General features: G+C 53.3%; 1 tRNA gene and 2 rRNA genes. All 3 read right to left on the bottom strand.

The window, feature by feature from the left end:
• Positions 1–77, bottom strand: a tRNA-Met gene (locus ACR0BZ_RS19500).
• 52 nt (positions 78–129) lie between these two features.
• Positions 130–244 (bottom strand): 5S ribosomal RNA (rrf, locus tag ACR0BZ_RS19495).
• Between the two features lie 170 nt (positions 245–414).
• Positions 415–3259, bottom strand: a 23S ribosomal RNA gene (locus ACR0BZ_RS19490).
• Between the last annotated feature and the right edge of the window lie 366 nt (positions 3260–3625).

Genomic DNA, 3625 nt, shown 5'->3' with positions numbered 1-3625 from the left:
TGGTTGCGGGAGCAGGATTTGAACCTGCGACCTTCAGGTTATGAGCCTGACGAGCTACCGGGCTGCTCCATCCCGCGTCAGAGTCAGATTTGTTTTCATCGTTTTAGAGAGACTTGGGGATTTTGCTAGGTTTGGCGGTGACCTACTCTCCCGGGGCTTAAGCCCAAGTACCATTGGCGCGGCAGTGCTTAACTTCCGGGTTCGGGATGGGACCGGGTGTTTCACTTGCGCTATGACCACCAAACCGAGGAAAATCCCCACGTCGCTGTTTTTGCGGAGCAAAAAAGCGACGGGCAGGAGGCAGCGTATTCGCGAAGCGGATGCGCGGTCCTGCACGGTTGTATTAATCAGATCAACGTTGTCCAACTCAAGGTCAGTGTATGCTTTTGGTGATTTGTCTTTCCATTACTGGATCAAATCAAGCCTATCGGGCGATTAGTACCGGTCAACTGAACGCATTACTGCGCTTACATCTCCGGCCTATTGACGTGGTGGTCTTCCACGGCCCTCAGGGAGACCTTGTTTTGAGGGGGGCTTCCCGCTTAGATGCCTTCAGCGGTTATCCTGTCCGATCATAGCTACCCAGCACTGCCGTTGGCACGACAACTGGTCCACCAGTGGATCGTTCACCCCGGTCCTCTCGTACTAGGGGCAACTCCTCTCAAGTCTCCTACACCCACGGCAGATAGGGACCGAACTGTCTCACGACGTTCTAAACCCAGCTCACGTACCTCTTTAAACGGCGAACAGCCGTACCCTTGGGACCTGCTCCAGCCCCAGGATGAGATGAGCCGACATCGAGGTGCCAAACACTGCCGTCGATATGGACTCTTGGGCAGTATCAGCCTGTTATCCCCGGCGTACCTTTTATCCGTTGAGCGATGGCCCTTCCACTCGGGACCACCGGATCACTATGGCCGTCTTTCGACTCTGCTCGACTTGTCAGTCTTGCAGTCAGGCTGGCTTCTGCCATTGCACTCAACGAGCGATTTCCGACCGCTCTGAGCCAACCTTCGCGCGCCTCCGTTACGCTTTAGGAGGCGACCGCCCCAGTCAAACTACCCGCCACGCAGGGTCCCGGATCCGGATAACGGACCGCGGTTAGACATCAAGAGTGCGAAGGGTGGTATCTCAAGGGAGGCTCCACGGATACTTGCGTTTCCGCTTCAAAGCCTACCACCTATCCTGCACATCACAATCCTGATGCCAGTGCGAAGCTGTAGTAAAGGTGCACGGGGTCTTTCCGTCTAACCGCGGGAAGCCTGCATCTTGACAGGCAATTCAATTTCGCTGAGTCGATGTTGGAGACAGCGGGGAAGTCGTTACGCCATTCGTGCAGGTCGGAACTTACCCGACAAGGAATTTCGCTACCTTAGGACCGTTATAGTTACGGCCGCCGTTTACCTGGGCTTCAATTCAAGGCTCTCACCTCTCCTTTTAACCTTCAGGCACCGGGCAGGCGTCAGACCCTATACGTCGTCTTGCGACTTCGCAGAGCCCTGTGTTTTTAATAAACAGTCGCCACCCCCTGGTTTGTGCCCCCAGCCCCTAGTTGCCTAGGAACCGGGCCTCCTTCTCGCGAACTTACGGAGGTATTTTGCCGAGTTCCTTCAACATCGTTCTCTCAAGCGCCTTGGTATGCTCTACCAGTCCACCTGTGTCGGTTTAGGGTACGGTCTGATGGAGGGCTATTTCCAGGAACCACTCAGCAGCCCAATCAATCCGATAAGATTGAACTACACCTGTGATCCGTCACATCCTCCTGGCCTAGGAATATTAACCTAGTTCCCATCGCCTACGCCTTTCGGCCTCGGCTTAGGGGCCGGCTTACCCTGCTCAGATTAGCTTTAAGCAGGAACCCTTGGACTTTCGGCGAGAGTGTCTCTCACACTCTTTGTCGCTACTCATGTCATCATTCTCACTAGTGATCTCTCCACCGGATCCCTCACAGGCCGGCTTCATCGAAAGAACTCGATCCGTCATTACATCCCGCTGCTGTTACACAACACAGATGCAAATACGGATGAGTTCTATGTCACACTACGCTCTGCTACCATGCCTTACGGCATCCTAAGCTTCGGCTCATGGCTTGAGCCCCGTTACATCTTCGCCGCAGGACAACTTATTTAGACCAGTGAGCTGTTACGCTATCTTTAAAGGATGGCTGCTTCTAAGCCAACCTCCTGGTTGTTTTGGTCGTCCCACCTGCTTTCCCACTTAGCCATGAATTGGGGGCCTTAGCTGTAGGTCAGGGTTGTTTCCCTCTCCACTACGGACGTTAGCATCCGCAGTGTGTCTGCCATCTAGTACTCCCGGGTATTCGGAGTTTGGTTAGGATCAGTAAGCCTGTGGGGCCCCATTACCCATCCAGTGCTCTACCCCCCGGGGTATTCGGATGACGCTCTACCTAAATAGATTTCGCAGAGAACCAGCTATCTCCGAGTTTGATTGGCCTTTCACCCCTAGGCACAGCTCATCCCGATCCTTTTCAACGGATGTGGGTTCGGTCCTCCAGTAAGTGTTACCTTACCTTCAACCTGGCCATGCCTAGATCACTCGGTTTCGGGTCTGATCCCACGAACTCATTCGCCCTATTAAGACTCGCTTTCGCTACGCCTACACCTAACGGCTTAAGCTTGCTCGTGAGACCAAGTCGATGACCCATTATACAAAAGGTACGCCGTCACCCCGCAAGGAGGCTCCGACTGATTGTAGGCGTTCGGTTTCAGGTACTGTTTCACTCCCCTCGTCGGGGTGCTTTTCACCTTTCCCTCACGGTACTGGTTCGCTATCGGTCAGCAAGGAGTACTTAGCCTTCGAAGGTGGTCCTCCGATCTTCAGACAGAATTTCACGTGTTCCGCCCTACTTAATACGTCCGATCATGCTTCATATACGGGACTGTCACCCTCTATGGTCCTGCTTCCCAACAGGTTCTATTCACACTCACGGCTCGGCTGGTCCCCGTTCGCTCGCCACTACTAGGGGAGTATCAATTGATTTCCTTTCCTCCGGGTACTTAGATGTTTCAGTTCCCCGGGTTTGCTCTTAAAACCCTATGTATTCAGGTCTTAAGTACCTGGTCATGCTCATTATTGATCAGCTGCGCCAACAATAACAAACATTCAGGTGGGTTGCCCCATTCAGAAATCCATGGATCAAAGCTTATTCTCAGCTCCCCATGGCTTATCGCAGAGTATCACGTCTTTCATCGCCTCTTGCTGCCAAGGCATTCACCAAACGCCCTTCTCGCGCTTGATTTGATCCAGAAAAAGAAAGACATAACATGTTGCGCTACCGCCTGTTCGGCTACTTGAGCGCGTGAAGCCTTTCGGCCTTTCGGCCTGCAGGCTTCGACTATGTCGATCGTGATCACCCAGCTGGTAACTAAAGGCGATCGTTCTTCTGAACCAAAAACATACATTTCCCGCCCCCGCCACTTGGACGAGGACAATTGAGCAACCCCATATGGTCTCCCAGCCGTGCAGCTGATCAACGCAGGTCGCTCGGGTTAGTATATTTGACTTGGACAACTCTGTTCTTTTCAGTCGCGATACACGAGACAGGGCCGGCTAGACCCAAACCGTGCCGTCCATCAGATGATGGAAACGACCGAGATCAGCGCCA

Source organism: Ruegeria sp. P8 (genome assembly GCF_056534665.1).
Note: the sequence above shows the minus strand (reverse complement) of the source record. Positions and strands in the feature narration are given on the sequence as shown.